Origin of the sequence: Nostoc sp. (genome assembly GCF_036918015.1) — a bacterium.
In the GTDB taxonomy this organism is placed as follows: domain Bacteria; phylum Cyanobacteriota; class Cyanobacteriia; order Cyanobacteriales; family Nostocaceae; genus Nostoc.
Genome location: NZ_JBALEO010000045.1, coordinates 1 through 23,070, shown reverse-complemented (window position 1 = coordinate 23,070; position 23,070 = coordinate 1). Strand labels below are relative to the sequence as shown.

The 23,070-nt window shown below is 41.8% G+C and carries 30 protein-coding genes and 3 pseudogenes; 12 read left to right on the top strand and 21 right to left on the bottom strand.

Features of this window, described 5'->3' with window-relative positions:
• Positions 1-109: 109 nt before the first annotated feature.
• The 3 genes from V7K61_RS10510 to V7K61_RS10500 form a co-directional block, all read right to left on the bottom strand.
• Positions 110-550: a hypothetical protein gene (locus V7K61_RS10510; protein WP_012412917.1), complete on the bottom strand. Its 441-nt coding sequence runs from the start codon at positions 548-550 to the stop codon at positions 110-112.
• A gap of 16 nt (positions 551-566) precedes the next feature.
• Positions 567-887 carry a hypothetical protein gene (locus tag V7K61_RS10505; RefSeq protein ID WP_335053275.1) on the bottom strand — a complete coding sequence of 107 codons (321 nt, stop codon included), beginning with the start codon at positions 885-887 and terminating at the stop codon, positions 567-569.
• A gap of 65 nt (positions 888-952) precedes the next feature.
• The gene (locus tag V7K61_RS10500; protein ID WP_335053274.1) at positions 953-1,462 is read right to left on the bottom strand and encodes a hypothetical protein; all 510 of its coding nucleotides are present in this window, start codon (positions 1,460-1,462) and stop codon (positions 953-955) included.
• Positions 1,463-1,614: 152 nt separating this feature from the next.
• Here V7K61_RS10500 and V7K61_RS10495 point away from each other — a divergent pair, with 152 nt between their 5' ends.
• Positions 1,615-1,851 (top strand): hypothetical protein, encoded by a 237-nt coding sequence (locus tag V7K61_RS10495; RefSeq protein ID WP_258169772.1) that lies wholly within the window; start codon positions 1,615-1,617, stop codon positions 1,849-1,851.
• Positions 1,852-1,904: 53 nt separating this feature from the next.
• On the top strand, positions 1,905-2,372 hold the full coding sequence (locus V7K61_RS10490; RefSeq protein WP_335053273.1) for a DNA-binding protein: 468 nt from the start codon (positions 1,905-1,907) through the stop codon (positions 2,370-2,372).
• Positions 2,373-2,565: 193 nt separating this feature from the next.
• On the opposite strand, the gene V7K61_RS10485 is transcribed toward V7K61_RS10490, so the two are convergent.
• On the bottom strand, positions 2,566-3,096 hold the full coding sequence (locus tag V7K61_RS10485) for a hypothetical protein (RefSeq protein WP_335053272.1): 531 nt from the start codon (positions 3,094-3,096) through the stop codon (positions 2,566-2,568).
• A gap of 623 nt (positions 3,097-3,719) precedes the next feature.
• Here V7K61_RS10485 and V7K61_RS10480 point away from each other — a divergent pair.
• Positions 3,720-4,469 (top strand): SDR family oxidoreductase, encoded by a 750-nt coding sequence (locus V7K61_RS10480; protein WP_335053271.1) that lies wholly within the window; start codon positions 3,720-3,722, stop codon positions 4,467-4,469.
• Between the two features lie 215 nt (positions 4,470-4,684).
• On the opposite strand, the gene V7K61_RS10475 is transcribed toward V7K61_RS10480, so the two are convergent.
• From V7K61_RS10475 to V7K61_RS10455, 5 genes and pseudogenes are all read right to left on the bottom strand, one after another.
• Positions 4,685-5,005 (bottom strand): hypothetical protein, encoded by a 321-nt coding sequence (locus V7K61_RS10475; RefSeq protein ID WP_335053270.1) that lies wholly within the window; start codon positions 5,003-5,005, stop codon positions 4,685-4,687.
• Between the two features lie 10 nt (positions 5,006-5,015).
• Entirely contained in the window at positions 5,016-5,231 is a 216-nt protein-coding gene (locus tag V7K61_RS10470) for a hypothetical protein (RefSeq protein ID WP_335053269.1), read from the bottom strand.
• Positions 5,232-5,271: 40 nt separating this feature from the next.
• Positions 5,272-6,040: pseudogene (locus V7K61_RS10465) on the bottom strand (transposase).
• A gap of 101 nt (positions 6,041-6,141) precedes the next feature.
• A complete protein-coding gene (locus V7K61_RS10460) occupies positions 6,142-6,561 on the bottom strand; it encodes a hypothetical protein (protein ID WP_335053268.1) in 420 nt (139 codons plus the stop codon).
• Between the two features lie 153 nt (positions 6,562-6,714).
• The gene (locus tag V7K61_RS10455) at positions 6,715-7,572 is read right to left on the bottom strand and encodes a nucleotidyltransferase domain-containing protein (RefSeq protein WP_114085922.1); all 858 of its coding nucleotides are present in this window, start codon (positions 7,570-7,572) and stop codon (positions 6,715-6,717) included.
• 177 nt (positions 7,573-7,749) lie between these two features.
• Between V7K61_RS10455 and V7K61_RS10450 the strand changes: the two genes are divergently transcribed.
• Positions 7,750-7,938, top strand: coding sequence for a hypothetical protein (locus V7K61_RS10450; protein ID WP_335053267.1), 189 nt, complete (start codon positions 7,750-7,752; stop codon positions 7,936-7,938).
• Between the two features lie 85 nt (positions 7,939-8,023).
• Here V7K61_RS10450 and V7K61_RS10445 read toward each other — a convergent pair whose 3' ends face one another.
• The gene (locus tag V7K61_RS10445) at positions 8,024-8,599 is read right to left on the bottom strand and encodes a GNAT family N-acetyltransferase (protein ID WP_335053266.1); all 576 of its coding nucleotides are present in this window, start codon (positions 8,597-8,599) and stop codon (positions 8,024-8,026) included.
• Between the two features lie 76 nt (positions 8,600-8,675).
• Here V7K61_RS10445 and V7K61_RS10440 point away from each other — a divergent pair, with 76 nt between their 5' ends.
• Positions 8,676-9,257: a hypothetical protein gene (locus tag V7K61_RS10440; protein ID WP_335053265.1), complete on the top strand. Its 582-nt coding sequence runs from the start codon at positions 8,676-8,678 to the stop codon at positions 9,255-9,257.
• On the opposite strand, the gene V7K61_RS10435 is transcribed toward V7K61_RS10440, so the two are convergent.
• The 3 genes and pseudogenes from V7K61_RS10435 to V7K61_RS10425 form a co-directional block, all read right to left on the bottom strand.
• Positions 9,252-9,509, bottom strand: coding sequence for a hypothetical protein (locus tag V7K61_RS10435; RefSeq protein WP_335053264.1), 258 nt, complete (start codon positions 9,507-9,509; stop codon positions 9,252-9,254). The two genes, V7K61_RS10440 and V7K61_RS10435, sit on opposite strands and share 6 nt — an antisense overlap.
• Positions 9,510-9,747: 238 nt before the next feature.
• Positions 9,748-10,407 carry a formylglycine-generating enzyme family protein gene (locus tag V7K61_RS10430; RefSeq protein ID WP_335053285.1) on the bottom strand — a complete coding sequence of 220 codons (660 nt, stop codon included), beginning with the start codon at positions 10,405-10,407 and terminating at the stop codon, positions 9,748-9,750.
• Positions 10,408-10,427: 20 nt separating this feature from the next.
• A pseudogene (locus V7K61_RS10425) lies at positions 10,428-11,152 on the bottom strand (IS630 family transposase); the annotation flags it as partial.
• A 119-nt stretch (positions 11,153-11,271) separates the two neighbouring features.
• Between V7K61_RS10425 and V7K61_RS10420 the strand changes: the two are divergent.
• Together V7K61_RS10420 and V7K61_RS10415 are read left to right on the top strand one after the other, a co-directional pair.
• Complete coding sequence (locus V7K61_RS10420; RefSeq protein ID WP_335053263.1) at positions 11,272-11,631, top strand: nuclear transport factor 2 family protein; 360 nt, start codon at positions 11,272-11,274, stop codon at positions 11,629-11,631.
• Between the two features lie 216 nt (positions 11,632-11,847).
• Positions 11,848-12,159: a hypothetical protein gene (locus V7K61_RS10415; RefSeq protein WP_335053262.1), complete on the top strand. Its 312-nt coding sequence runs from the start codon at positions 11,848-11,850 to the stop codon at positions 12,157-12,159.
• A gap of 91 nt (positions 12,160-12,250) precedes the next feature.
• Here V7K61_RS10415 and V7K61_RS10410 read toward each other — a convergent pair whose 3' ends face one another.
• On the bottom strand, positions 12,251-12,739 hold the full coding sequence (locus V7K61_RS10410) for a glycosyltransferase (RefSeq protein ID WP_335053261.1): 489 nt from the start codon (positions 12,737-12,739) through the stop codon (positions 12,251-12,253).
• Positions 12,740-12,817: 78 nt separating this feature from the next.
• The gene (locus V7K61_RS10405; protein ID WP_335053260.1) at positions 12,818-13,474 is read right to left on the bottom strand and encodes a hypothetical protein; all 657 of its coding nucleotides are present in this window, start codon (positions 13,472-13,474) and stop codon (positions 12,818-12,820) included.
• Between the two features lie 515 nt (positions 13,475-13,989).
• On the opposite strand from V7K61_RS10405, the gene V7K61_RS10400 reads away from it, so the two are divergent.
• Together V7K61_RS10400 and V7K61_RS10395 are read left to right on the top strand one after the other, a co-directional pair.
• Positions 13,990-14,181, top strand: a complete 192-nt coding sequence (locus V7K61_RS10400; protein WP_335053284.1) for a molybdopterin cofactor-binding domain-containing protein — start codon at positions 13,990-13,992, stop codon at positions 14,179-14,181.
• A 165-nt stretch (positions 14,182-14,346) separates the two neighbouring features.
• A complete protein-coding gene (locus V7K61_RS10395; protein WP_335053259.1) occupies positions 14,347-15,366 on the top strand; it encodes an NADP-dependent oxidoreductase in 1,020 nt (339 codons plus the stop codon).
• Here the strand turns inward: V7K61_RS10395 and V7K61_RS10390 are convergent.
• The 5 genes from V7K61_RS10390 to V7K61_RS10370 form a co-directional block, all read right to left on the bottom strand.
• Positions 15,331-15,552 carry a hypothetical protein gene (locus tag V7K61_RS10390; RefSeq protein ID WP_335053258.1) on the bottom strand — a complete coding sequence of 74 codons (222 nt, stop codon included), beginning with the start codon at positions 15,550-15,552 and terminating at the stop codon, positions 15,331-15,333. The two genes, V7K61_RS10395 and V7K61_RS10390, sit on opposite strands and share 36 nt — an antisense overlap.
• 59 nt (positions 15,553-15,611) lie before the next feature.
• Complete coding sequence (locus tag V7K61_RS10385) at positions 15,612-16,352, bottom strand: SDR family oxidoreductase (protein ID WP_335053257.1); 741 nt, start codon at positions 16,350-16,352, stop codon at positions 15,612-15,614.
• Between the two features lie 127 nt (positions 16,353-16,479).
• Positions 16,480-16,623, bottom strand: coding sequence for a hypothetical protein (locus V7K61_RS10380; protein WP_335053256.1), 144 nt, complete (start codon positions 16,621-16,623; stop codon positions 16,480-16,482).
• Positions 16,624-16,971: 348 nt separating this feature from the next.
• Positions 16,972-17,862, bottom strand: a complete 891-nt coding sequence (locus V7K61_RS10375; RefSeq protein WP_335053255.1) for an NAD(P)H-binding protein — start codon at positions 17,860-17,862, stop codon at positions 16,972-16,974.
• 35 nt (positions 17,863-17,897) lie between these two features.
• A complete protein-coding gene (locus tag V7K61_RS10370; RefSeq protein WP_335053254.1) occupies positions 17,898-18,662 on the bottom strand; it encodes an SDR family oxidoreductase in 765 nt (254 codons plus the stop codon).
• Between the two features lie 231 nt (positions 18,663-18,893).
• On the opposite strand from V7K61_RS10370, the gene V7K61_RS10365 reads away from it, so the two are divergent.
• The 3 genes and pseudogenes from V7K61_RS10365 to V7K61_RS10355 all read left to right on the top strand — a co-directional run bounded on the left by V7K61_RS10365 (position 18,894) and on the right by V7K61_RS10355 (position 20,332).
• On the top strand, positions 18,894-19,022 hold the full coding sequence (locus V7K61_RS10365; protein WP_335053253.1) for a hypothetical protein: 129 nt from the start codon (positions 18,894-18,896) through the stop codon (positions 19,020-19,022).
• A gap of 19 nt (positions 19,023-19,041) precedes the next feature.
• Positions 19,042-19,584: pseudogene (locus V7K61_RS10360) on the top strand (IS4 family transposase); the annotation flags it as partial.
• A gap of 40 nt (positions 19,585-19,624) precedes the next feature.
• Positions 19,625-20,332, top strand: coding sequence for a hypothetical protein (locus tag V7K61_RS10355; protein WP_335053252.1), 708 nt, complete (start codon positions 19,625-19,627; stop codon positions 20,330-20,332).
• A 134-nt stretch (positions 20,333-20,466) separates the two neighbouring features.
• Here the strand turns inward: V7K61_RS10355 and V7K61_RS10350 are convergent, their stop codons facing one another.
• Positions 20,467-22,989: an AAA-like domain-containing protein gene (locus V7K61_RS10350; protein WP_335053251.1), complete on the bottom strand. Its 2,523-nt coding sequence runs from the start codon at positions 22,987-22,989 to the stop codon at positions 20,467-20,469.
• Positions 22,990-23,070: the final 81 nt, after the last annotated feature.

Here is a 23,070-nt window from a genome sequence, read left to right as displayed (position 1 = left end):
CAAACCCCAAACTGAGGGCATTCATAGTTTTGAACACCAACTTCGTTTAAGTAACAAATTCCTTGACTGCATTGACGCATATCACAAATTCTTGTCATGATTTTCATTTTTAAAATCTGAAGGAATCACCCACTTCATCAAACGCTTTCTCATATCCCCCCAACTGGCGCTGCTGTTCCTGGGAACCAAAGGCATGACGGATCACCGCCTCCCCATGTAATCCCCTGGTTCGCTGCAAATCCTCCTCAACCTTCATGGCTTCTTGAGAATATGCCAACTGGTTTTTATACATTTCTGCCAGAGATTGCAACTGTTTGAGCTTGTGGCGGGAAAACTTTGTATGTAGCCACTTCTGTGCTTTCAAAGTACCAGCCACTTCCGCCTCATCTAATACTTGCTGTGCTGTAGTGTAAGCTGGCAATGTGTAGCGATCGCGGATTGATGAAGGGAGATTACCCTCAATTTGGGTAGCATCCCCAACTCTTAAATCCGTTGATACTACTCCATCACCTTTCCCGCCAAATAAACCAGGAAGCCATTTTCCTAACATTCTTTTCTCTCCCCTACTACTTAAAATTGGTATAACTCTCTTGCACTTGTTGAACTTGTGAGCCGATATATCGGGTTATGCCATATATCCCCATGAACGAAAACATCAATACTGTTATTGCTGCGATCGCAGTTTGAGCCATCATCCCTCGTTGCATTAATTCCTCAATCTGCCTATTCGATTGCGATCGCACTCTCGACTCATCAATAATTTGCTGGACTACCAGGAATTCTTCTGTTGTCAGGTTTTCTAGTGTCAGCCCCGACAGACTCAATTCGCCGTCCTTCTTCAGGTGAATATTTAATGCTTTGCGATGGGTTTGGTCTTGTTGCTCCATATATTGCCACGCCCAAAACGAGGGTTAATAGCAGCAGATTCAGTACTGCTGCTAATCCAATCCATTTATTCGGTCGCATTTGTTGGGCTAATGCCGAAAATACCCGCAACGAGTTCGTTACCGATTGCACGAAAGGAGTCTACATCAGCTTCTTCCTCCATCGCCTTAGAGACAAACTTACTCACCACATCCTTGGGAGCATTGCGAATTGTTGATAACAACTGGTCGGCTTTGTCGGTTGTGTAAGCATCAATCCCGACGTTGAGAACATCCTCCAAGGATTGAATTTCTTGATTTGAAACCTGGGAAGCATGAGCGATCGCTCCTTGCAATGGAGGAGTGGATTTACGACGTGGGGAGTTTTTACCTAACTTACCATTGCCATTTTTGGACTTGCCATTAGCAGTGGTCAGGGCAGTTGATTTCTTGGCTTGTACAACTTGAATTGCCACTTCTTGAGCTTCGGCATCATTCAAATTATCAACATCCATGCCAATAGCTGATGCAGCAGACACAATATCTGTGTCATCGAACTCGATACCTTGAGCCAGCAAAATTTCTTTGACTTTTCGCATAGTTTAGCTTCTTATGTGCTACTACACCACTAATATATAATATATTTAGCTAAGTAACATATAAGAAACCAACAATATTTTTAAATTTGTCGGCTTCTTGTCCCATAAGCAATATCAGTTGATAATTTGGGTGATTAAGTATGGATGCAACAATGCCTAGAACGAAAGCACAGGGAATGACCCGGATTGAACTTTACGTGCCAACAGCACTATTTGAAGAAGCGGAGGAACTTGCCGACTTTGAGGGATGGAAATTATCAGAACTGCACCGTGTATTTTGGGAAAACGGTTTTGGTGTTTATGTTGAACGCAGTAACAAGAGAATGATTAACAAGCGCTTGAGAGGGAAAATTTCCCCCGACGCTGCCAATCAGGGAGAAGAAGAGTAATTTTCGCGCCCAGGTTAAACCTGGGCATTGTTGAGTAAAGGGAGCAACAAAATATGCAAAGTATTGAAGAAGCATACAATCTTGCTTGGGTGAAAACAGCTTGTGAACATATTTTAGGTAAGAATATTTGTCAAAGAACTTGGCGTAACTGCCTAAGAATATGTGGCGTTCAGCCTTACAAGAGAGAAATCAAGCTCAAAGAGTGCTGCTATTTACTAGGATTATTTTATCTGAAACGTCAAAACCCTTTCAAAAAGTATTCTTTGTCTGACGTTTCATTATTATTGATGAAAGAGAAAGAACGACTTTCCAAATTTGGCATTGATTTAGAAAACCCGGAATTTCGACTATTAGGGCGAGAATTACCGGACTATCTCTATGAAAAAACAGGCTACAAAGTGACTTTGCGAACCCTGTACCGTTGGGCATCTAAACGCCGTATTCCTTTCTCTAAGTTACGCATCATTAACCAAAAGGAATTGAGTCGATGGCTAGAGTTAGCAAGTATAGCGAACGGATAGTAAGTAGTTAGCTTTTTTAATACATTTACTGTAATTCAGTGGTTTAAGTTGCATAGGTTCTATCAAGCAGCGCGTTTTGTGACGAGGATTTAGACCCCGACGCAAAACGTAATTGTGATTGGTTTGATTTACTCCCCGCCCAACGCTAGTCTTTCAAATGAACAAGTGTGCCATTAGATTGAAAAGCAGTATATCAACCTAATGGATTTTGCTCTAGATACTGGCGCACTCCCACGCTCATGGCTACGAGGTTTGGTTGTACATTCTTCCCCAAAAAATCTTCAACGAGATGAGCAATTCTACTTGTGAGGAAGAATGGTACTCCCTTGATTTGTTTCGCGTCAATCACTAGTTCGCCACGGCTTTCAATTACTGTACTATTACCATCTTGCAAAAAGCGATTTTTGCCAGAACACTTAACTGCTTCTGTAAAAGCGTGAGTTTCAATACGCCATTCAACTGTCAAATCTGTCTGATTCCAGGTATTATATTCTGTCCAAGAAAGCATATCTTCACTGAGCAGAACTCTTGCTGCTGCTGGAATTTCACTGCCACCCTGCCATTCATTGACAGTATAAATATTACTGCCCGCTTCCCTACGTGATAAAAGTGTGATCTGACGCACGTTTGGCATATAGGGAACTAGCTCAACTAGTTTGTCACGATAGCTAGCATAAACTAGGGAGCGTGGAAAAGGAATTTTGGTATCAGCAGAAATGAGCATTAATTCATACCATATTTAAATATAGACACAACGGGGAATTACCAAGAGTTTAGCGATGGCATAACTGCCCACCGGAGGCGATCCGCAACTGAGGTGTTTTTTTTGGTTGCTCCGCCTGAATTTTGGTTTAAACGTCATCTATATTTTACTGTCGCATCGGATCACAAAGCGGCATAAAAAAGCAGCAAGGTCTGCCGTGACATCTAAAAGCCTTACTGTGTATAGATGTCACAGAAAGCGGCCAGATTGGGTAAAACTCTAGAACCCTTGCTATTAAAGGAATGTCACAAAAAGCGGCATGGTTCAATTATGGACTTGGTGTCACTTGAAAGCACTCAAAGCTATATAGGATAGGTGTCACAAAGGAAGTGGCAGGGTTGAAGAAAAAAAATAGGGATGAAAAAAAGCCCTGTTTTTGGGCTTTTTTATAAAGTGGGATCGAAAGCGAATCGCAAAATCACGTCGATGATTATGCAAACAAGTGTTTGCTGTCTAACCTAGCCTTTCTTCTAGGTTTTCAATATTTAGGCTTTGTGGGACGATTAACCCAGTATTTAAACTCAGCTTAAACATCTTGTTCTGAAATGTGATCTAAATTCATCACTACACGGGAGTGCTTAATCATGGTGCAGGACGAACTAAAGAACAAAGTAGCTTTGATTACTGGTGCAAATAAAGGTCTGGGGCTGGAAATGAGTCGCCAACTCGGACAACATGGATTGACAATTCTGATAGCAGCTCGTAGTTTAGATGCAGCTAAAACAGCAGTGAGTAACTTGGAGAACGAAGGAATAATAGCTCACCCAATTGCCCTAGATGTCACTGATAGTACTCAAATTGAATCTGCTGTTCAACAAATTAGTAACTCTTTTGGTAGGCTTGATGTATTGATCAATAACGCGGGTGTGTTTTTAGATGGTGATTGGTTAACCAGTAATGCTAGTTCTATTTCTGTAGACATTATTCGACAGACATTTAGCACCAACTTTTTTGGCTTAGTAGAATTAACTCAACGAGCATTGCCGTTAATATTGAATAGCCCTAGCGGTCGAATTGTGAATATGTCGAGTATTGAAGGCTCGTTAACACTTCATTCTGACCCCAATTCATTTATCTATGATTCCAAACCATTTGCTTATAATGCTTCCAAGGCAGCGGTTAACTCATTCACTATTCACTTAGCTCATGAATTACGTAATACTCCAGTGAAGATTAATAGCGCTCATCCGGGTTGGGTAAAAACGGAATTAGGTGGTGAAGGTGCAATGATGGACATCATCTCAGGCGCGAAAACTGGTGTTGAATTAGCGATATTGCCGAATGATGGCCCCAGTGGTGGTTTTTTCCATCTTGGGGAACCAGTAGCTTGGTAACTTATGCCAACAGTTGAAGCCGTAGCATAAATTATTAGTAATCAGACGAATCCCTCACGATTTTTGTACACTCGATACTATTGACTAAGATGGCAAACGGCGATTCATCCCATTCCTTCAATATGGGATGAATCGCCGTCTTTTGTAAAAAATCGGCTCTAACTCTGATCAAGCCATCTATTATTAGATGTACTTCTTAGTACGTGGATACTGACTTAAGCATTGGATACTGTTTCTAACAGTTGCTTGAGAATTAATATTTTACGCTGATACGCTTCAATCTCAGCTTGAAGTTCAGCATGTAATTCGCTTGGTGTAACCAGATGAATTTTCTCCTCTTCAAGATGTGACACTTCGGAAAAATCGTTTTTATCTAGGACAGCATAACGCCAAGATTCGTTATATAAGCCAGTCAGTAGATTATTGGGTGGATAATACTGAATCCCAACAATCACTCCCTGCTTGGTTCTTTGTCCTAACGAGTATTTTGGTGATGTCCAGTGATTCGGGATAGTGACAACTTTTGAAGTCTCCATCTGATTGCTCCTATCTTTGTTTTGACTCTGTTTGTACTACTCGCTGCTGCTTTTTCTCCACCAAAACCTGACCGATAGCTCCCCCAGTACCCAGCCCTAACATGACTGTAGCAATCGTGTACATTGTATATCTGCCAAAAATTTGTACTCCAATGTACCCAATAGATATGGCTGCTAATGTACCAGTGAGACTTACAACGACTGTTTGTGCTTGATTCCGTTTCATAATTAAAATTTCCTTGCTTAATAGCAATACCTCTGCCAATTTAGGAGGGTTCAACGCCGGTGGAAACGGGATGAATACGTCCTAAAGCAGTAAGCTTGGCAAAAATCTGGGTTAATAAAATAGGCTCAGGGATTTCGGGAAGCATTTTTAACATTTCACGAACATATCGAAAACCACGGTAGTAAGCCTTAAGATCAATAATGCCGGAGTCGGGATTCTGTTGACGAAAATCTGCGAGAAGATGATGAGATAAATTGACCATAAAAAATGCTAGATTAACAGCATTAGTTACAGCAGTTTGGCTTAGGTCGTCCACGTTTACGTTTCTCTTGAGGTTTTACCTCTGGCGATAGTAATGGGCTACTTTTTTCTACATCACTCTTTATCACCTGTTCTATCTGAATCGGAAACGAGTGCCTTTGTTCAACACTTACTAATGATAATGTAAAGAAAGATAGCCCTAATATTGGTTTACTTACTAGGCTGGAAAAGAATCTATCCAACCCATAAGTCTTTTTACCTGATTTACTCACTACAACTTCATCTCCTGCAAGCAAATATACCTCATTCGCACGGAATAAATGCTTGCGGAAAAATAGCCAAAACAACGTCGCCCAAGGGATTACTGTATGAAAGAATCTCAACATCGTCCGATAACTACCACCAGTGCCTGCCCAACGAGAGATCCCCAACATTGTGACTCGTCCGCTCATCGCTAACATAGCCAGGATTATTTGGTTAAATTGCCGCATGGTTGTCGCGTTGATCTGCGGTAGCAAGCATTGTAACAGTGATAAGATATCGGGCATGGGCTGAACAGTAGTGTTTGAGTTGTCGTTGTGAGAGACAATAACTCTACTACGGCAGCCCTATCTCTTCAAAGTTGGCGATCGCACCCAAGCTTGGAAATTTATACGATTTCTTTACCATTTCGGAACTTAATAAATTCCTGCCCGTGGTCGTCAAATATGTCTGCAACCAATTGATTACGCTCGTCGTAACCCCACATATCCACTGCTGCCCTCCACCAGCGCTTTCCGGGGGATAGCAACTGTTCAAGTTCTAAATACTCCGGTTTCCAGTACTTGGTGCGCCATTGATTTGCCAGTGCGTCGAGCAGTATCGCAGTCGGGTAGATCGGCTTCAGGTTTTCTTCGAGCCAGAGTATGTAAACGATTGCGCTCCTGAGAGCATCTTCTAAACAATAGCTGGATGCTTCTAGAGTGTCTTGGAGTTGCTCGTCATTAAAATTTACACCGAGCGATTGCAGGGCTGGAGCGTACAAATCAAATAACTCTTGTTCTACTAAATCGGCAGACCAGAACCACATAAGAAAAAGAAAACTCCTGCTGGGTGGCTAAATAAAATTTAGCATTTAGCGTGGGAAGTATTGATGTGGGGACAAGTAGCGATGTCTACGACGGGCTATTCGGCATTGCAGAAATTTGGCTACCTGAACTTGAATAACTCAATTGCCATAAAATTACATTGATAATCGCCGATTTCCATACCATTGACTCAAATCATCCTCAATCGCCTCAAGAATCGCAATCGCCTCAGCTATCGATTTTGAAGAAGCAGCTAAAAGTGCGATCGCTTGCTCAACCCGTTGTTGATAGTCAGTAGGGCAAATAGCAAATGTACTTGCGATTGCCACCGCTCCCTTTTCATTCAGCAGGTAATCTTCATTGAGGGCGAATAAAACCTGATTCATACACGCCACACTGCGGAAACAACAACCTGCTGCGTAAACAACATCATCGCGTGCAATCGCTTTTTTTGCAACCACCAGCGAGAAACTGATTTCCCAGGCGAAAGTGTCAATAGTTGCGTGTTTGAGCCTAACTGGATAAGGCTTTGTTTTGAGCTTCAAAGCTTCTAAAACACCATCTGGGTCGTAAAGTACCTGACAAATAGCAATTTCGCCCATATAAATCGAGGATACAAAACCATGAGGATGTCCTGGTTGATAATCAATAGTAATTTGTCCAGCATGGCAATCATCAATCACACGATTGACCTTCGCCAAATCACGATAGAGAAAATCTACACCTATACCTTGAACTTGTAGCCAACCGCCGCCATTAATCCACTTTCCCCATCCACCAATCACAGTAATCAAATTTACCCGATGGTTATCATCAAGCTCAGAGGCAAGGCGATTTAGAGCAATTAAATCGGGCGGGTTTTCTGAATTATAATAAATTCCCAAATCTACATCTGACTTATTGGTGTGGTTGCCCCGTGCCCGTGAACCGCCCAATGAGATAGCTGTAATTCCCTCAATTGACCGCAAACTTGAAACAATATGGTTGATGAATTGAGGCGATTCCTGATTCATAGAGCGATTGTTACATTACTATCGCTGTCATTTTATATTTTAAAGGCATCGCTACTTAAATTTATAATGCGATTGATTCGTTTGGACTCACTGCCATTATAAAAGTATAATTTCTGAGCCGCGCCTGTTACCAGTCCTGAGAAATGGTCACATGAGGCGATTGTAGCGAGGTCAAATATGCGACCTTTAAGAAGGGAAAAACTAAATCGAGCGGCGAATTCTGGCGACAATCCGGGGTTTGATTTTTTGCGAGAGTGTTGGAGTGATGACCCGGCTTTGCAGATTGTGATCAAGAAATTATTGGCGAAGTTTCGGCAGTGGGGGATTGCGATTGTGGATGAGGTATTAGTTGATTGGAATGAGTAGTCATGGCGTACCCGCGCTTTCCGGTGGCGATCGCTAATATAATACTATGTAGTTTCGACCTTTATTTATGCACTATCGGCAGATTCTACTTGTCTGTGATGATGCTTTGTTGGAAAAGCCATTCTTCAATAAGCAAGGCGTAAATATATTCGTCCTGCCAAGCGCCTTGGATCAACTGGCTTTGTTTGAGATGTCCTTCACGTCGCATACCAAGACGTTGCATAAGCATATATGATGCCGTATTACGTGTGTCGCAAATTGAAGTAATTCGGTGTAATTTGTGGTGTCTAAAACCATAAGCAAGTAATACTTGTGCTGCTTCTGTTGCGTAACCACACCCTTGATAATTTGGGTGAAGTGACCATCCGATTTCGCCTTTACTCTCTGCTTTTGGTAAGAAGTTGATGCCAATCTCACCAATCATTTTGACATCACCTACATGGTGAATGGCAAACACGATATAGCCACCTTCATCGCCAATTTCTACTACTGCTTGTCGGGCAAGAAATTGTATTGCTCGTTCCTGAGTTAGCGGTTCTATAGGTGTATAGCGTAAAACTTCCGGGTGAGTTTGATATGCTAGAAAATCAAGCAAATCTGTCTCTGCCATCCGACGTATAATCAATCGTTTCGTTACTACAAACTCTATGCTTGGATTCACCTTTTACTAACAAAAGTTTTACAACAGTGTATTTGTATTTTTATTTTTAATAAGCTTAACGAATTATTAGAGATTTTTGGCAACGGTTTGTGAACACATCTACATCTGCACATCCCAATTACTGGCATATTCTAGCACTCGTTCCCATTCCCAACGCTCCCGCCGTCTTTACCAGTATTTCTTTAACATTAGCAAATTTGATGAATTCTTGTCCATTGTCGCATATTTGAAGGAGGCGTTACGAAAGAGGATTGGAATCAAGTCACCGGAAGCTGTGTTTGTGGCTATTTGCAAAGAGGGAAGGAAACCGGAAGCACAACAGTCCAAGTCTGCTGCGATCGCTAATCAAATACAGGGGCAGGCAGAACAAAGTAATTCCGCTTCGTTATCGGGAGAAAATCAAGTCTCTGGTTTTGAGCCGAAAGACTGTGATGAAGGTGCTTGTTCCGTCGCGCCCGTGTCATTAAATCAAAGTGAGATATTTGAATGGTTGGATAGAGCAAACCTTGGAGAATGCCCTCCATTGTGGGTAATTCAATATTTGCTAGACAGCAAGTATTACGCCAGCATGAGGGCAACAATCAGTAAGTTTGAGAAGCAGTGGAATATATCTGTAGTCAATTATCAGGTGCAAAAATCTAGTGATACCATTTCATGAAAAATCTGATACAGATGTAAGGCATGAAAGCTTTGCTTCGGCATTGTTTTGATTTTGTGTTGCTTGCAAAACTTCTAGCATCGTGTTTGCTGCTTCAAAAGCATTATATGGCGACCAGACAGGATAGGATTGCTCTGTTTTAATTAAGTCTGCCTCCTGTTGGGCTAATCCTGAAATCAAAACTTGCACAATATAAAGTTTTTCAACATGGCTAAGTCCTTGCAGTATATTCAGTAATTCTGATGAAACCATGTCTGATAATCCTGTCAGTTAAATAGCGTAACTCCATTATGGGATTACAGCTGCCTAAGAGTGATCCCATTCACCAAGGACAGGAATCTGCTGTTGTAGGGTTGAGCAACTGTTCGATTTGCACCTACCAAGCTACCCAACCTTGATTTCAAAAAAAATAGATCGTTCCGCTTCGCTACACTAAGCAAGGGTAAAGAAACAAGAGCAAAGGACAAAAGAGGAAAAGTATAAAGGGCTACTAAAGAATCCTCCCGGCAGCGCACACAATACGAAAACCAAAATTGTTGACGAGGTTGACGCGCGTGTCGTAGTTGCTGCGATACGCGGAACGGCAGCTCTCAGGATTGCCGTACCAGGAACCGCCCCGCAGCACGGTACGTCCATGCTTTTGAGAGAGATTATCATTCTTGTTATTAAACCATGCACTTCCATCTGTTGGCGCACCTTTATAATTATCGTGCCAATCATCAAGACAGTATTCAAAGACGTTTCCGTGCATATCGTATAATCCAAAGCTGTTAGCTTCGTTAAAACTGCCCACAGGTGTAGTCTCCGCTCTGTAGGTTCCTTTTACACCTCTGCCATAAACTTGTCTGGCATCGTAGTTTACCAGTTGTGATGTAATTGTCTCGCCAAAGTGGAATGGGGTGGTTGTTCCGGCTCTATACGCATATTCCCATTCTGCTTCACTGGGTAGCCGATATTGTCTTTTTGTATGGGAGGACAAGCGATCGCAAAACTCAACCGCATCGTACCAAGATACTTGCTCTACAGGTAGTTTATCCCCTTTGAAATTCGATGGGTCAGCTTTTAGCTCAATGTTTACTTTCGGTAGTGCTACTACGGCTTTCCACTGTGCCTGAGTGACTGGATACTTACCCATGCAAAATTGCTGAATAGTTACTATGTAACAAACAATTAAGCAGAAGAATTTGAGTTAAATTTTACACGTTGTGTACTGTAGTTTCCTTTTTCTCCTCTTGTTTGAACTCCATTAATGACAGCATAGGCAAGGTCTAACTCATCCTCAAAAGTTTTCGAGGCAAGTTCATCTTTTTTGAGGTGTTGCCACTCCAATTCAATTGGATTCATCTCAGAACAATATTTGGGTAAAAAGAAGATGTACAAACCCATGTCTTCCCACTTTGACCATAATTGCTGTACTTCTTTACACCGATGTATCGGGCCGTTGTCCTGAACGATTACTCTGACACGTCCTGATTTTTGGGCTTCAAGTGCTTCAATCTCCATCATTTGGATATAGGAATTGCGCGAAACGCCGCCAATCACCAAACCGTACACAAAACTAATTAGCGGTTGAAGAAACCCAATAATACTTAACCTTCGTCCCCTGCGTTTACTCTGCTCCAAGCGTTTTTGCTGACCTCGGAAGTAATAACTGTAACTCGGTTCGCTCCAAGCACAAAATCCTGATTCATCCAAATACTTTAAATCTATTTCGCCAACAGCCGCAGATAATTCCAGCATTTCTAAGTCAGCCTGTTTGATTTGCTGTACTACCGGGTCTTGTTTCCCCTTATGACTTTTTCGTGTTCGCTTCCAAATGACCCCCTTTTTTTGAGTACCTGCCTTAACCAGTCAGGACTCAATTTCACGGAGCGTTCTTGCTCTAATTTAATTGAATTCCCACTCGCTGGGGATATTAATTGAATGGAAACCATCAACGTTCCGCATCAAAGACAACGCTTACTTTTGGGCGTAAAGTCATATCGTTTTAGAAAACAAACTAGCCAGTCTACTCATGGATGCACAGGCAATGAATTATCTCCAGCAAACACATACTGCTGTCTGGAATGAAAAAGACCGTACAACGCGTGATGCATTGATGCAAACCATCTATGCAGACGATATAAAAATGTATGACAAGGATTTTATCCTTACCGACATTAGCGCCGTTTCTGACTTTATCGACAAGCTATTTGCGGAAGATGCTAATTTCAATTTTGTGGCAACAAAACCGATGGAAAGTACGCAAAATGGGGCTCGGCTATTCTGGGATATTCGCACCGATCCCCAGCCAAATGTCTTAACCGGCATGGATTTTTTTGTCATAGAAAATGGAAAAGTAGCCCATCTGTTTGTTTTTATGGATGCTCAATAAAGGGTTGCAGCAGCTAGCATAATTCCCACTTGCTGGGGATATTAATTGAATAGAAACTTATGTGAGAGTTCCCGCGAATGCAAACAATACTGGGTTGCGTTATCAAGTATTGAATGCTCAAAATGAATTTTCTTCAACTTCAGCGACGCCGAATAGCCCGTCGTAGACATCGCTTATGAAACACAGGAGGAAGTAGAACAAAGTAATCCCACTTCGTTGTTAGTTGAAAATTCAGTTTCGAGTGTAGAAGTCAAAGTAGTTGATGAGGGTGAAGGTTCCGCCGCGTCTGTCACCAGTGCTGAAAAATGGTCGCATGAGGCGATTGTAGCGAGGTCTAATGTGCGACCGGAGCGTATGCAGAAACTCAAACTTGCGGCGAATTCGGGGGAGAATCCAGGGTTGGACTTCTTGCTCTCGTGTTGGAATGACGATCCGGCACTTGTGATAGCGATCAAGAAACTACTGGTGAAGTTTCCGCAGTGGGGGTTGGTGGCTGTAGATGGGATGTTGGTGAAGTGGGATGAGTAACAAATTCGCCCGTCAACTAAAGCGCATATTTCAGCAATCGTTTCCATTCTCAACGCCATGCTGTCTCTACCGTTATTTCTTTGCGTATCAATTATGAAGAGAAAGAACGAACCAATGATCCATCAGGTATTTGGTGGATCTGATTGGCTAAGTTCTTCAACTTGGCCTTTCTAGACAACATGATTTCACTAGGTTTAACATCTACTGACTCAAGAATTGTTTGCAAGCGATATATCCAATCATGTCGCAGTAGTGAGTTGACAACATTATCTTTCCTAATTCTTGCCAATCGTTCGGGTTGAGCATCCAAATCTGCGATAATCTCACCGATTTCAGGAGCATCAAAAGGAATTTTGATAATAGCATCAGGCCAATCAAAATATTTGTCAAATTCCTTTGAAATGGGAGGCTCACCAAGCATGATTGTTCCAGCAGCAGCACCCTCAAAAAAGCGAGAACCAAACTCTTGGTTATTTTTTATGAATTCCACCTCATTAACTCGTGCGCGATTGGCAAAGAAATAACGGCTTCTCTTAATCAAATTAGCTAATAAACTCCGGTGTTCTTTAGCATTGTTCACCGCAAAGGTTTGTTGTTTAGTAGCATTTTTTATTCCAGAAATTTTGATGGTATCGTAGTAATAAAAAACTTGTTGCTGTTATGCAAACTCTAATAGGGCTTGATGGGTTACAGGTGAACGACGACCCAGGTTACAAACATCAATACTGCGGTAAGGCAATAAGGGATAGGGGCTGAATTTTAATGTGTCTACCCCAGGTGGCAGATAAGTACAAGGACGACCAGTGAGTTTAGTGATTGCCTCGATAGAATTTTTTGTACCGACAAAAATATGATCGAAATCTTTTAAAAACTCCAAAAAATAGAAATTAGAAGGCTGAAGATATGATTCCCAAAACTCGAATATATAGCAAACTGCCTGATTGCATTTTTGCCGCCAATTTTTGAATGAATGCAGCGCGAACAGTTCAAAAGGAGAATTAAATGTAGGAAAGAACAATTCATACTCTTTGTTAAAAAAGTATGGATCAGCTCCTGGTACAAGGAAGTCAGCTAATGGTTTAGAATTAGTCAAATGTTTAGTAATCTTGTAGATTTTTCGCGTTACACTGTTGTCAGCACTCAATAATTTGAGCAGATCAGCGGCATCGTTCTCGAAAATTATATCTTCAAACTCATATAAGTTACATAAAGCTACTAAGTTAGCGATTTCACGCATTGATACTAGAAGAATACGTGATTTTTCATCGGACAATGAATTAAATTTCTCTGTGAATAAATATTTATCTGTTTTCATCTACTTCCTTAATTTAATAAAGTGTGCTAATAGGCTGTTTGAAAAGTTTTAAGAAGTTAAATGTTATGCCAGTCGCCTTACCATAATACGGATAATGGCACTGTATAAATTCGTGGTTTTAAGCAGCTTTTTTGACAGCAACTTTACTCGGCAGGAACTTGTGGAAGTAAAGAATGAGTTAGTTGACCCTGGCGTTTAGCACTAACGGCTTAAGTCACAAATTCCAAGACATTTCGACGCTGAGACTTGAGGGTAGTCACAACAGTCAACATCCTTTGCGCAAAAGTACTAAGCTGTCGGACATTTAACTTGCAATAACAGCATTACTCTTATTCTTGATTTTTCTATCCCACTTAATAATTAGTTCACCATCGTTTAATAATCTTTCTAGTAATTCTTTCAAGTCTAGTAGTTGTCTTGAGGCATGGCTAGGCTAGTGAAAGCGAGGGTTTAGGTCACATCCAGCTTCAGTATGAGCTTTTACGGACTGTAACACAAGATTTCTGTTGAAGTTTGTGTGTTTAACGATCGCATCTCTTCCTACAATCGCAGTTGGGTCAGGTGATTTCCTGACATTGTACGAACCAAATACTTGGGTTTACGGCATCCGCAATGCTGTAGCTGAGTGGCTGCAAATGCCGCACGAAAAGATTCGTGTGATTCAGCAGTTTGTTGGCGGTTCCTTTGGCTACAAAGGACCTGCTTAGACACATGTGTTACTTGCCGCGATGCCAATGCGGTCTATTACGCTACAGGCAAACGGATTCGCGATCTGCCCATTACATAAGACAAGCTACTGTATGTAATAAGGGTGCTTTCAAGACGACTTGTATTTTTGATAGAAAAAATGAGTAAATAAGCAGGCATAACCAATGACTAGTTCAATTAACCAACAAATCTTACTCAAAAGCCGTCCGCTTGGAGAACCGAAAGAGAGCGACTTTGCCCTTGTCGAAACAGCAATTCCAGAACCAGGGGAAGGTGAAGTCCTCAATCGGACGATCTACCTGTCCCTTGACCCTTATATGCGTGGTCGTATGAGCGCTCGCGAGTCTTATGCTGCTCCAGTAGAACTGGGGTCTGTGATGGTCGGTGGCACAGTTAGCCAAGTGATGAAATCTAACCATCCCCAATTTTCAACCGGAGATTTTGTGCTTGGTTATGACGGCTGGCAAGCCTATGGCATATCGAAAGGCGAAACTTTGCGTAAGCTTGACCCCAATCAAGCTCGCATTTCCTATGCGTTGGGCGTAACGGGAATGCCCGGAATGACGGCATATTTTGCTCTGCTTGATGTTGGGCAACCCAAAACTGGCGAAACGGTTGTTGTTTCTGCCGCCTCTGGTGCAGTCGGTTCTGTAGTGGGTCAAATTGCCAAAATCAAAGGCTGTCGGGTGGTAGGAGTCGCTGGGAGTGATGCAAAATGCAATTATGTGACGAAAGAATTAGGGTTTGATGCCTGTATTAACCGTAAAACTCAAGAACTGAGTTCAGCCCTAAAAGCTGCTTGTCCGAACGGGGTCGATGTTTACTTTGACAATACAGCTGGCCCGATTTTAGAAGCGGTGTTGCAGCACATTAATCAAGGAGCAAGAATCCCATTGGTTGGTTTAATCTCACAGTATAATGCCGAAAATTCTCCTCCTGGCCCTAATTTAATGCCGCTGTTGGTTAAACGGGCGTTAATCAAAGGATTTCTTGTGGGTGATTACCAACATCGGCAGGCAGAGTTTGTCAAAGATGTTTCTGGGTGGTTGCAAGAAGGTAAGCTCAAGTACAAGGAAGATGTTGTACAGAAACTGGAAAACTCCCCGCACGCCTTCATCGGCTTACTACAAGGGAAAAACTTCGGCAAGCTAATTGTTCAAGTCAGTGACGATCCGACACGATAAGCATACTTTTTGATTGAACCTTACAGATAATTTAGCAACCAGCCAGCCGATTACGTAAGCAGAGTTTGGGAAACCTTTGAGCGAAGCAACAGAATTGATTTGGACAAAGACACCACCTCCATTGGCTTTGAGTACTGGGGCAAACGCCTGAGCCATGTAGATCAATCCATATACATTGATCTTCATCTGAAATTCGAGAGCGGCGATCGCATCCTCAGCTAGGAGAGTTGCAGCTCTGTAACTACTTAATAAGGACTTGCTGTTGGTCTAACTATAATTTCGCTGATATCAACATCGTTAGGTTGAGTGATCGCAAATAAAATTGACCGAGCGATCGCGGTAGCCGGAATAGATATTTGTCTAAATTCTTCCATTCCTTTTTTAGCAGTTTCATCGCTGATGCTATCGGCTAACTCTGATTCTGTTGTGCCAGGAGAAATCACCGTCACCCGGATATCACCGCCAACTTCCTGCCTCAATCCTTCAGAGAGCGCGCCAACCGCAAACTTGGTAGCGCAGTAAACCGCCGCCGTTGGATATACAGTATGTCCGCCAATGGAAGAAAGATTAATAATTTGACCGGATTTTTGGGCTTTCATAATCGGTAGTACCGCCGCGATGCCGTACAAAACACCTTTGATATTGACATCAATCATCAGATCCCATTCCTCAACTTTCAATCGGTCAAGGGTTGATAATGGCATGACTCCAGCATTGTTAATTAGCACATCCACGCGACCGAACTTACTGAGAGTAAATTGCGTGATTTCTGCCATTTGACTTCGTTGAGTCACATCGAGAGCAAGATATTCAGCTATTCCGCCGTCGGCGTGAATGTCTTTGACGAGCGCTTCTAGGCGATCAGTGCGTCGAGCTCCTAAAACTACTTTTGCCCCGTTCTTTGCCAGTAATCTGGCTGTAGCTTCACCAATGCCGCTACTCGCACCCGTAATCACTACAACTTTCTGGGTGTTATCAGTAGTCATACAATATCTCCAGTTTATTTTACGTTCGTGAGGCTAGATTATTTTGTAGTTCGGGGACTACTAGATTGAGCGGCGAAGACTTCCCGTAATGCCTGTGCCGCATCAATTGCACGTGGAAACCCAGCCGTTACTGTAGAGTAGAGGATAAAAGCGCGATCGCTTTCTGTATCGGTTTTCGCCAGTATACAGCTTGCACGCGCTGGCAACTAATAGATTCACTGCCGCCATTAGCTTTATTGACGATCGCAGCTTTGTTTTCTACGTTTGACATGATTGAGGTTGATTTGATTTAAAGAAGTTGACTGTCAGAAACTTCAATTCTCTGAGCGTTCACCCATCGGTTGTCTAGCGAAAGCAATGATGCGATACCTTTGGTAAACTTCGTTAACGCACTACCGATACAATTAAGAAAGCCAACGTGACCGAGCGCTGTTTGCGAGGCGATAAATTTATTGACTTCTAGATTGTCCCTAACAGTACCGCCACGGAAATCGTTCTAGTTGGCGAAGCCTCTTCCAATGGAGAATCAACTTGGAGCCGCTATTACTTTTGCCAAATATAGGTTGCTTTCGGCTTCAGCTTGGTGTTCGATGAAAAGTAAATGGTAGTCGTGGCAGAATCAAAAAGCAGCAGCAAATTCCTTTGCAAAATCCTTCAGCTTAACTTTTCCCATAACTGTTGGTTTATGGCGATAATAATCCTCTGCTAGTAAACCGCTATAAAGGCTGGCATACATTTCAACTAAACCAGCAGCAATTTGTGGATTCATACCAGCGCCTTCTAAACTACTTAGCATTTGTTCATTGGTAATAATTCTCCACTTTAAATCAGGGTTTCCAATAGCTGTACCTAAAATACTCGCAGTTTCGTTGCCTGTAAGTTCTTCACTTGCTACATACCGCACTTTTCTACCAACAAACGGTGTAACAAGTTCTTCAGTAATTACAGCAGCAATATCTATTGGAGAAACCCAAGGGATAATTTTGTCTGCACCATAGTTTGCGGCAATAAAACCCTGATTTTTGATCGTATCTACATAGCCATACAAGTTGTAGTAGAAACTCGTTGGGCGAATATGGGTAATGGCTACATCTGATGATAATTCATTGAGAATCTTCTCAACATTGTGAGCGCCAAACAGAATTCCTGAACCTTTCTCTAGATGAGCGCCAATGGTACTTAAATTGACTACACGCTTTACTCCTGACTGGTGAATGGCTTGGGTATAGTTATTGCCGATTCTGCGATAATAAGCTAATAGGTCAAGACTAAGATCGAAATAATCGTTTGGCGGCACCATACAATACACTGCATCACTGCCTGTAAAAGCGGAAACTAGGAAATCAACGTCTTCCAATGTGCCAATCGCGGCGATCGCACCCATTGCTTCAATGTCTTTTTGCTTTTCTGGCTTGCTGCTGATAACCGTCACCCTATGACCTTTTTGGACTAATTCCTGTGCAAGCGGCTTGCTAATGTTTCCTAATGAACCTGTTACTATAAATTTCATAAATTCTGCGTTTGATTAGATAAAGTTAGGTTGAATTAAAGAAACTGACCGCCAGAAACTTCAATTCTTTGAGCGTTCACCCATTTGTTATCTTCAGAGAGCAGTGATGCGATCGCGCCACCAATATCGTCGGGCATACCTACACGACCTAGAGCCGTTTGCGAAGCAATGAAGCTGTTGATTTCTGGATTGTCACGCACTGCACCACCCCCAAAATCTGTTTCGATTGCGCCTGGTGCGATCGCATTCACCGCAATCTGTCTTTCACCCAATTCCTTAGCTAGATAGCGGGTTAAAACCTCAATCGCGCCCTTCGCGCTGGCATAAGCGGCATAGCCTGGTAGGGTAGAACGAGCAAGACCAGTTGAAAGATTGATAATCCGTCCGCCATCTTTAATCAAAGGAAGCAGTTTTTGGGTTAAGAAGAAAACGCCCTTCACATGAATGTTCATCATCCGATCGAAGTCTTCCTCAGTTGTTCCGGCAAAAGGTGCATAGATGCCAGTGCCAGCATTATTCACGAGGAAATCAAACTGCTCGGTCTGCCACTTCTCTTGAAGTGCTTGCTTGACTTGTACTACAAACCCATCAAAGGTTTTCGTATTGCCAGTATCTAGTTGTAGAGCAACGGCTTTACCACCCGTTTCGGCGATCGTCGAGACAACGCTGTTTGCTTCTGCCTCGCGGCTGTGGTAAGTGAGGATGACATTTATCTCTTTTTTCGCTAATGTCAAAGCGGTATTTTTGCCCAACCCTCGGCTTGCTCCTGTAACTAATGCGATCTTTGTGTTGCTTGTCATGATTATTTTCCTGATTGTTGAGATTAGCGATTCAATAAATGTGCGCTGAAAACTTCGATTGGTTCAACGATTTAATATTCAATTATTGGTCTTCGCTGACTGCATGGTTTTATAGTAGGCTTAGAAAGCTTTGACCTGAATACACAAACCCGGCAAATGATTGCCTAATCCTCTCAAGTCAGAGAATTTTTCCTATAATTAATACAAAAGCAAAGTTTGAGTGAGAACAGCATGATTCAGACACGGAACCGCGAGAGAGCGATCGCTAACTGTGGAGAATTAGCGGCATTAATCGATCGACACACATCTGCTCAAAAAAACGGTGTTTACTCAACGGCGTTTGACTCCTTTCCAGAGTAGACTCTGTGCTTGTTTCAAGCGTTTGAGTGAACCCCCAACTTTATGTAGGTATGCTGTTTATGCCACAGAAATTGATTGCCCCGAAGGTGGAACACCTGTAGAATGGATGTTGCTCACCACGGAAGTTGTTGCAGATATCCAGACAGCTTCTCAGATTTTAAGCTGGTATACATATCGTTGGCGGGTTGAAGAGTATCATAAAATTTTCAAGTCTGGATGTCAGGTAGAAAGATACAGACTTGCTGCTGAGGGTATGAAAACCTTAGTTGGCTTTTTGAGTGTAATTGCTGTAGAACTTTTGCAGTTGACTTATCTACACCGCACCCAGCCTTCAGCCCCCGCCATTGAAATTCTGAATCCTCTAGAACTGAGAATTTTGAAAGCTAAATCTCCCAAACTGCCCAAGGTACTAACTGTTAGTTGGGCTGTTGAAGCTGTTGCTCGTCTTGGTGGCTACCTCGAACATCGAAGCAAAACACCCATTGGCATTCAGGTACTGTGGCGAGGCTGGTTAAAATTGCATGACCTCTGTGAAGGTTGGCAGCTTGCAAAAGAGACTTAACGGGAAAAGTCAGATACACTATTAACTCTAAAATGAAGAATTGCCTGTAGCAATAGACTGTACATCGCTGGCGCTTGTGGATGATGCACAGAGTAATACCGCTTCTTTGTTGGCTGAAAACCAAGTCTCTGGTGTTGAAGCGATATACCCTCATGAAGATACTTGTTCCGCCGCGCCCGTTGCTCAAAATGAATTTTCTTCCAAGGAAGCGATCGCTAATCAAACACAGGGGCAAGTAGAACAAAATAATTCCGCTTCGTTGTTGGTTGAAAACCAGGATTGTGGTGTTGAAGCGAGGGACTGTCATGAAGGTACTTGTTCCGCCGCACCCGTGTCATTAAATCAAAGTGAGATATTTGAATGGTTGGATAGAGCAAACCTTGGAGAATGCCCCCCATTGTGGGTAATTCAATATTTGCTAGACAGCAAGTATTACGCCAGCATGAGGGCAATAATCAGCAAGTTTGAAAAGCAGTGGAATCTATCTATAGTCAATTATCAGGTGCAAAAATCTAGTGATGCGTTGTTTACCACTGAAGACATCGCCATGAGATCCAAAGCTAGACTATTGCGAATGGAAAAACTGAAGACGGCTTCTCTGGTTGGGGAAAATCCTGGTTTTGACTTTCTCCAACAATGCTGGAATGACGATCCGGCTTTGCAGATTGTGATTAAAAAGCTTTTGGCGAAGTTTCCGCAGTGGGGAATTGGGATTGTGGATGGGGTGTTGGTGGATTGGGAGGGGTAGTAAGTCTGTACAACAGTCTATAAACTAAACTATTCATGTTGTCATTTACGTATTTGTAATGTCTCGTCCAAAACGTAACTTGTTGTTTCATGAAAAATGAGGCTGTTGTAATTATTTACAAACTTCTGAAAGCCTTAGATGTTACACTTCACAAGTCGCAATGCGAGAGAAGGAGTCTTATACTCATATACCAAGTGTAACTCTTTTGAACCTGACGGCCACGGAAAATTAACCGCAGGTAGCGCACCCCTATATCTCAAAGGGTTGTCCTTTATGCCCTTTATTACTTCGCTATAGCTCACGTAATACCCTTCTGAGCTTTCATTCTGTTTGCTGGCATTATACCATCCTACTGCCTTGGCAAACCGCAAATAATTTTCTAAGTCCTTGTCATTCCAGTCTTCTGGTTTTACACCCAGTCTATATTTTGTATCTATCCAAATTTTCTTCTGCACACTAAAGCCGAAAAGCTTGTCTGAATTGCTAATCCAAAGCTGGTCTATTCTTTGTAAGTCTGAACAAGAGAAATTATTAATAGAGTTTAAATCTAAATACTGTTCTTTTTCTCTTTTAGCAATATTAACCATGAGTTTATATGTTTCTGTGTCAGCCGCTTCCCAATTTTTATTCTTTAAAAAATATTCAAGTTGAGTATATAAATGTTTTGTTAGTGATGCTTTTACCCCTTTAGTGTCATTGTGAGGGTTTAGCTTAATTAAACTTCGATGAACTGATTCAATATTTTCGCCTGTAAGCAACTGATTATTTTTAGTAAAATCAGTTTGATTGGGATGAGCTTTTAGGATATTAAATGCTTTAGTATAATATGCTATGGCATTCTGGGTTTGTTTGTTCTGGGCTAGGAAATCACCTTGACTTTTCTGGACTAATACCTTAATTTGTAAGCCTTGGTTAGATTCTAAAACTTTATGATCCGCTTTTTGTAATAACTCCTGACTTTGCTTAATTTCTGATTCTGCCTCTTTCAGATTTTTTAACTGTTGATGTGCTTGTGAAGTAGTAGCAAAAACTAATGCTTGTTTAAGTTGATGATTACTAACGTTAAAAGATAAGGCGGACAGTCTCAAAGCTTCATTTGAATCAAAAGTAATCCCTTCAGAATTAGAGTCAGTATTTTTCTCTAATACTCCAGCTAGTTTGTTTAAATTTTGAACAGCTACAACTTCATCGTGAGTTTCATCAAGTCGTTTTCTACTGGACAATCCTACAATTACCGATCCTATTAATGTTACAATTAAAGCAATTGCTCCAATACTAGTTATTCGTTGAGCTTTCCGATTAGCCTTACTAAGTAATTGGTTTCTGGCTTGTGCTGCCTCCTTATCTTTCCTCTCTCTTTCTAATGTAGCCTCTTGTTCATTAACAGCAATCTCCTCCTGAATTTCGTTTTCTTTACTAGCGGCTAAATACTGTTTATCTTGATAACTTAATTTCTTATCCCTTGCCCATTCTTCTGCTGATTGTAAAGCCTTGCCTCGCAGCAGCCGTGAGTCATCAGTTCCTCTAGAAGCCACCCAAAAGCGAAAATTCTCAGAATAGGGACGCAGGTTGTTTAGTTGGTTTTCAATCCAATTGAAGTCAAATATTTCTCGATAAATTTGGTTATAGATTATCAGCTTCCCTTGCTGTCTAACAACTAAACCTGAAAGCTGTAGCTCACTTTGTTCTAAAGTATCATCTGCTGTTACCTCGGATTGTTCTTCAGCCAGTCGGACTTGTTGGTACAGTTCTAGTAAATATCCTGCCCGTTGTTCATCTCGCAGAATTCTAGCTTGAATAGTTCGCAGATGCTCAGGCTCATCCTGTGATTCCCAGTTTTCAATAATCCGTGAACTGACAACTTGCTCTACTGAACGTGGATTTTCTTTTTCAGATTCTTCAACCATGAACTGACAGAGCTTTTGAGTCAGAAATGGTTGTCCCCCCGTCCATTGCAAAATCTCCTGCATTATTGTCTGGGGATTATTAAACTTCTTCTGCAAACCCTTTTTTAATGGTTCAGCCTCATGCAATTGAAAACCCTTGAGCGAGATAGCCTTAGCAATGTTAAACGGAGTACGCTGTTTGTCTTCAATTAAATTACTAGGTGATGCAACCCCAAGCAAACAAAAAGTGAGACGATTATATTCAGGGTTATCAACACGCTTGTTATAACAGGCGCGAATCAGTGCAAAAAAGTCATCTGTAGGAAAATTTAGACTGAGTACGCTATCAATCTCATCAATAAAAATAACGATACTCTCTTGAACTTCAACAAGTAATACTTCTTCCAAAAACTTGCGAAATCTTGTAACTAGCGAATTTAACTGATTCGCCTCCCACCAATCACCAAAATCTAAATCTAATCCAAAACTATCAATGAGTGTGTCAATTAAATCTGCATACCATTGTTCGGGAGGGACATTCTGAATACCTCCAGCAGAAAGGTCAACGGCTGCACACTGTACGCCATCATGTCTCAATCGCTGCATGGTTCGCACACGCAAGCTGGATTTCCCACTCTGTCTGGAATTTAATACGTAACAAAACTTCCCCGTTTTCAGTCCTTCATATAACTGTGCATCAGCTTCTCGTATGACGTAGGTGCTGGCATTTTCAGGTAGACTTCCAGAGAATATGTATTCAGCAATTCTCATTTTGAAATAAATAGAGTATTAACCCCCATTTTGAAATTCCCAAAGTAGTATAAAAGAACTAGTTTTTCAGGGAGAGGCGAT